The following is a 5,672-nucleotide window of genomic DNA, read 5'->3' on the forward strand; positions in this document are numbered from 1 at the left end:
GCTTGACCAACTGCAAACAGGAATGACATCTTCACCCAACGATCAGATGATCCACCTGCGCGCGATCAGGTCGGAACGCCGCGCGGCATCAGATCGGAATACATGCGCGCGATCGTCGGAATCCGCAAGGTAGCGGTCATACCATCGATAGAAGGTCCGGCGGGGGATGCCGAGCTGGTCCAGCGTCCGCTTGGCGGGCAGATGCGACTGCTCGACGATCCTGATGATCTCGAGCTTCTCAGATGCGGGATACCTCATTCTTCGTCGCCCCCATCCGCGATCATGCTTTTTTTGAGCAGACGGTTTTCCAGCGTCAGGTCGGCCACGCATTCCTTCAGGGCACGGGTTTCGCGGCGCAGGTCGTGCACCTCGCCGGTGGTCGCAGCTCGGGCGGTATCGCCGGCCAGACGACGCTTGCCCGCTTCCATGAACTCCTTCGACCAGGTGTAATACAGGCTCTGGGCGATGCCTTCCTTGCGGCACAGCTCGGCGATACTGTCTTCGCCGCGCAGCCCCTCCAGCACGATCCTGATTTTGTCCTCTGCAGAGAAGTGCCGGCGCGTCGCACGCCGTATGTCCTTCACCACCCGCTCAGCTGGGGCCTTCGGCGCCGATTTTTTCAAGGAGGATTTGGGCTTCATCTTCGTTCCTTCGTCACTACGACGAAGCCCAAATCCTCCTTAAATCACAACCTCAATCTGTGCCATTGGCGCTGACGGCGGACAGTGTCCGCGCGCTATTACCGGCATCGTGCAGCTGTTCTGCGCCAGCGCTGATGTAGTCGCATTCGGCAGCGCCCGAATTTGGGTTCGTCAATCGTGAGGATTGATACCAACCATAGGCGTCCGCCTCACAATGGATATAGTTTTACACAGAAGCTGTGCTATCACTATTAACATAATGAATATTATCAGCTTTTTATGCTTTTTTTCAGCGTGTTAGCTAAATCCGTTTTGCTCAGGCTCCCGTTCTGAACCGCTGCAAACTCACACCGAGGCGGGCAGCTCATCTGCAAGTACGTCGGCCCGAATAAGGTCAATCGCGCGCTTCGCGCTCAACTCCGAAAAAGCACGATCAAAGACCGCAATGTTCGGCACGCCCGTAAGCCGGGGATCGAAAATGATCTCATCAACCATCGTGCGTTTGTGCAGTTCTTCAGTAAATTCCTTTCCCACGTTGCGTGCCCTGCTATCCATGGCATCGGTGTCAATGCCCATCTCATAAGCCGCTTCGCTCGATAGTATCGACCATGTCGAGCGAAGCAGACAAACCCTCCCTGGTCGCAAGGATTTCAAGGTAAAGACGATCGAGATAACGCCGCGTTTTCGCGCCGAAGCGATCGCCGATCACGGCCTCCGCAACCACCGTGGAGAACTGTTGCGCTGCATAGAGCACGCGGAAGTTGCGCGGCGCCAGCAACCGATTGGGATCGCAGAAGCTAGATAAAATCAGACAAGCCAGCCTGCGGTGCGGCCTGCGGCACGGCTCTATCTCGCTGCGCTCAACCGAACCCGCAAAGCGATTTCGGCACGGCCCGGTCACGATCCTCGCACAGCGGTGACGCCCGCTCGATGCGCAGGCGGCGTGCAGTTTCGCGGGGGTGAGCGAGGGCCTGCTCACCACATAATAGGGGGCCGGCAAGCGGCCCGGCTGTCTATTCGATTAAGGGAGGTGGCCTCCTCCCTTCCCGGCAAGGGCTGGACCGTCTCGCTGCGCTCGCTTGGTGGTTGGGCGGTAACGTCAAGAAGGGTGAGCGGGGCACCCGAATTGTTTATGCCGGGTCGATCAGCCCCAAGGAGGAGCAGGATCAGCAGAGCGAAGACATGAGCGAAAGGCGCATAGCTTTCCTCAAGCGTTTCACAGTGTTCAACCTGGAGCAGATCGAAGGCCTGCCAGACGATCTGTTCCCCACCCCTGCCCCCATCATGCAGAACCGCGACAGTCGTGATCCACAGCTGGATGCCCTCTTCCGCGCATATGGGGTGAAGATCGTGGAACGGGATGACGGCGCCTTTTACAGCCCTGCCACCGATACCATCACCATGCCACGCTTTGAGAGCTTCACGAGCGGCAACGCCTTCTACGCCACCTTAGCCCATGAGGCATCGCATAGTGCCGGCAGCACCGGCCGCTTGGACCGGGATACGCTACGCCAATATGGCACCAGCACCGCAATGCGAGCGAAGGAAGAATTGTGTGCGGAAATTTCGGCCGCTTTCCTCTGCGCTGCCCTTGGCATGGCACCAACCGAGCGCGAAGATCATGCCGCTTACCTTGCAAGCTGGTTGACTGTGCTTCGCGGGGAAAAGCGCGCCATCTTCCAGGCCGCAACCGCCGCGCAGGCAGCCAGCGATTTCATCCTTGCCGCTGCCGGTGTTGCCCCTGAGCAGCAAGCGGCTTGACCATCGGGGCGGCCACTGGCCGCCCTTCTCTTACGCAGCTGGAGAGCTGTCATGGCAAAATGCCAAACGCGATCACCCTTGATCGGCTCGAAGAAATTCCGAGTCCGACCGCGCCGCAAAGTTAGCTGTGGAAGTTGGTGTCGGAGCGTCTCTCCAACCATTGGCTGCCTGAGCCGATGTGCATTGGCGCCTTCGATCTGCCGGGTGAGCGGGAAGCCGGTCAAGCGGGTGCCATGAACGATATCGACATGGAGGAAGATAGCGACCAGATGGCCTGAATGGATGGAGGGCGGCTGTGGTCGTCCCCTCCCCTTCCCACCTACCGGCGCGATGCCTCATTCTGGGCATCGCCGCTCCGCATTGCGGCGCGGGCGCCGCCCCCCAGGTCGCATGGCGCCGATAAGGAGGTGGGATAAAAGCGACCCGGTTATCCGAAAACAACCGGGCCAGGAGAAAACTCTCAGCTTGAAGCCAGAGCCTTCGGGTCGCACGAATCGTCATAGCGCAAAAACACTCTCTGCCGAATAAGATTAACCTTTGTTCAGGTTAGTCATTCCCGTGAGTGGACGGAGCAATCCTCTTGTCGCCTCGGAACGCGATTGGCCGGCGACGCCCAGAGCGCAGCTGCGAGAACGTATCCGAGCTGTTTACCGCTTCACCATAAGCAACCGTTTGGGCGCTCAGATTGATTCTTGAACCCATCCTCGTAAAGTTTATTTTTCTTCTGCAGCGAGAGGAAGAGGATAGGAAGAAAGGAGGCAAACCAATGTCCCTCTCCCATTTTCAACACCCCTTGGATGTCGTTCATCATCCCCAATTTGAGCCAGAGGTGAAAAGATCTATCCTGGCATCGTGGGCATCTGACGCCCATGCCGTTGAGGGCGAGCACGCGATGAGAAATCCACCCGATGTCAGGCACCCCTTCTCGGTCGATGCGCTGCGGGATCTCGATCGGACACCGCATTGAGCTATGGCCCACCCATTTCTGACATTCCTCCGCACGGAGCGCGATCGGCTGAACAGATATCTCATGGCGCTGACCGCTTCGTCATCTGCTGGGGAGGTGGAGATTGCGCGGCTGCGCAGGTTGACTTGCGCCGTCGCGCGGCTGCTGGATCAATGGGAAGCCGATCTCGTGCCACGAACAGAGGCGGCTTGAGCTCGGCTCCGAGCTGATGGGGCAAGCGGGGCGAGGCCAGAAGGCGCGCCCCGCTTGCTTAGCCGCCACCTTGAACCTCTCCGGAAAATCCGTATTATGCGGACAGGAGAAACGTCATGGCTCATTCTGTCAGTTCCGTTGAGGCATCCAAATCATTCGGCCGTATCAGCCGGCGAGCCTTGGAAAGCCCTCTTACTATTACTCATCACGGGCATGACAGCCTCGTCCTCATGTCGCATGCTGAATATATGCGGCTCAAGAGCCGCGACAGAGAAGTGCTCTCGCTGAGCGATTTCACCGAGGAGGATCGTGAAGCGATCGCAGCCGCACGTCCGGCAGCGGAGGCTGCCCATTTCGATGACGAGCTGCGGGATCATTGATGCCGCTTCCTACACCGGTTCCCGGCCTCGTAATTCGATATTCCTTTCTCTGGAGCCACGAAGCAAAAATCGGCCTTGAGGACGGCGGCAAGGATCGGCCGTGTGCCGTTCTGCTCACCACGATAACCAAGGATGGTCAGCAGATCGTCACAGTCCTGCCGGTGACCCACACGCCGCCCGCCGATGAGCGGCTTGCGGTCGAGATCCCCACACGAACTAAGGTCCGCCTCGGCCTCGATGATGCTCGTTCCTGGATCATTCTGTCTGAAGCCAATCGCTTCCAGTGGCCCGGTCCCGACATTCGCCCTGTTCCAGGCGATGAGGATGGCAGCGTGGCTTACGGTCTGCTCCCTGCCAGCCTCTATGAAATTGTTCGCCGTAAATGGCTCGAAGCTTTCGACGCTCGCCGGGTTGGTCAGGTTAATCGCACATCATGACGTGAAGGTCGTTCTAGTCACGGCATGGCGCCAGAGTGACGTGAGCCGGACACGGAGAAATAGCGCGCAATTGCGCTTCGGATTGAGGTACGACTTCAATCTCCAGGGGGATGATGATGAGTAGCTTCCGTTTCTTGCACGCTGCCGATATTCACCTGGACAGCCCTCTTTATGGCCTCTCACGTTACGAGGGCCTCCCAGACGCTGAGATCCGCGGCGCGACGCGCGCTGCATTCGACAACCTCGTGCAGCACGCCATCGACGAGGCCGTGGATTTTGTTGTCATTTCTGGCGACCTCTTTGACGGCGATTGGAAGGACATGGGGACGGGCCTCTACTTCGCCAGAGCAATGGGGCGGCTGGATCAGGCTAGAATTCCCGTCTTCCTGCTTGCGGGCAACCATGACGCGGCGTCTGTTCTCACACGTAGCGTACCTTGGCCGCCCAACGTGCGGCTCTTTAGTACAAAAAAGCCTCAAACCCATCTGCTCCCAGACATTCGCGTTGCGATCAGCGGGCAGAGCTTCGCCACTTCCGCGGTCACGGACAATCTCGTGCAGGCCTATCCCGAAGCGGCTCCACATCACTTCAATATTGGCGTGCTGCACACCGCCCTGGCGGGCCGGCAGGGCCACGCCGCATATGCGCCCTGCAGCATCGATGACCTAAGATCGAAGCAATATGATTATTGGGCGCTGGGTCATGTGCATGAGCACGAAATCGTCTGCGAAGATCCATATGTCGTCTTCCCTGGCAACACCCAAGGGCGCTCCATCAGGGAAACAGGGGCAAAAGGCGCGGTCATCGTCACTGTCGAGGACCTACAGGTCACATCCATCGACCGGGTGGAGCTCGACGTGCTGCGATGGGTGAGGATAGAGGTCGACTGCACGGATCAGGCGGCGGGGGATGTGCCCAATCTTTTGCGGGCTGCCTTGACCGCGAACTGGCAACAAAACTCTGCGGGCCTGCCGATTGTGGCCCGGGCTCTGTTGCAAAAATCGTGAAGCTTGAGCATGCTTGGCGGAGATTGGACGGACGGAACGATGACGGATTTCAAGTGGCGCCATTTCCAGGGTGATGTGATCCTGTGGGCGGTGCGCTGGTATTGTCGCTATCCGATCAGCTATCGCGACCTTGAGGAAATGCTGGCGGAACGCGGCATTTCGGTCGACCATACGACGATCTATCGCTGGGTCCAGTGCTACGCCCCGGAGATGGAGAAGCGGCTGCGCTGGTTCTGGCGGCGTGGCTTTGATCCGAGCTGGCGCCTGGATGAAACCTACGTCAAGGT

Annotated in this window: 7 protein-coding genes and 2 pseudogenes; 6 read left to right on the top strand and 3 right to left on the bottom strand. The window is 58.7% G+C overall.

All coding sequences use genetic code 11. The features are described from left to right. Nucleotides 1-129: 129 nt before the first annotated feature. The 3 genes and pseudogenes from WP12_RS00295 to WP12_RS24595 form a co-directional block, all read right to left on the bottom strand. Nucleotides 130-641: pseudogene (locus tag WP12_RS00295) on the bottom strand (transposase); the annotation flags it as partial. 345 nt (nt 642-986) lie between these two features. Beyond that, nucleotides 987-1,217 (bottom strand): hypothetical protein, encoded by a 231-nt coding sequence (locus WP12_RS00300; protein ID WP_044663221.1) that lies wholly within the window; start codon nt 1,215-1,217, stop codon nt 987-989. Between the two features lies 1 nt (nt 1,218). Then, nucleotides 1,219-1,641 (bottom strand): hypothetical protein, encoded by a 423-nt coding sequence (locus WP12_RS24595; RefSeq protein WP_152663833.1) that lies wholly within the window; start codon nt 1,639-1,641, stop codon nt 1,219-1,221. Between the two features lie 86 nt (nt 1,642-1,727). On the opposite strand from WP12_RS24595, the gene WP12_RS00310 reads away from it, so the two are divergent. The 6 genes and pseudogenes from WP12_RS00310 to WP12_RS00340 all read left to right on the top strand — a co-directional run. Then, nucleotides 1,728-2,402: an ArdC family protein gene (locus WP12_RS00310; RefSeq protein WP_052730126.1), complete on the top strand. Its 675-nt coding sequence runs from the start codon at nt 1,728-1,730 to the stop codon at nt 2,400-2,402. Between the two features lie 137 nt (nt 2,403-2,539). Further along, nucleotides 2,540-2,680, top strand: a complete 141-nt coding sequence (locus tag WP12_RS25135; protein ID WP_157009851.1) for a hypothetical protein — start codon at nt 2,540-2,542, stop codon at nt 2,678-2,680. 997 nt (nt 2,681-3,677) lie between these two features. Beyond that, a complete protein-coding gene (locus WP12_RS23785) occupies nt 3,678-3,941 on the top strand; it encodes a type II toxin-antitoxin system Phd/YefM family antitoxin (protein WP_037523526.1) in 264 nt (87 codons plus the stop codon). Then, entirely contained in the window at nt 3,941-4,378 is a 438-nt protein-coding gene (locus tag WP12_RS00330; RefSeq protein ID WP_037523529.1) for a hypothetical protein, read from the top strand. The genes WP12_RS23785 and WP12_RS00330 overlap by 1 nt, the downstream gene beginning before the upstream one ends. A 116-nt stretch (nt 4,379-4,494) precedes the next feature. Next, nucleotides 4,495-5,385, top strand: a complete 891-nt coding sequence (locus WP12_RS00335) for a metallophosphoesterase family protein (protein WP_200894429.1) — start codon at nt 4,495-4,497, stop codon at nt 5,383-5,385. A gap of 39 nt (nt 5,386-5,424) precedes the next feature. Then, nucleotides 5,425-5,672, top strand: a pseudogene (locus WP12_RS00340) (IS6 family transposase); the annotation flags it as partial.

This window comes from Sphingomonas sp. SRS2 (assembly GCF_000971055.1).
Lineage (GTDB): Bacteria > Pseudomonadota > Alphaproteobacteria > Sphingomonadales > Sphingomonadaceae > Rhizorhabdus.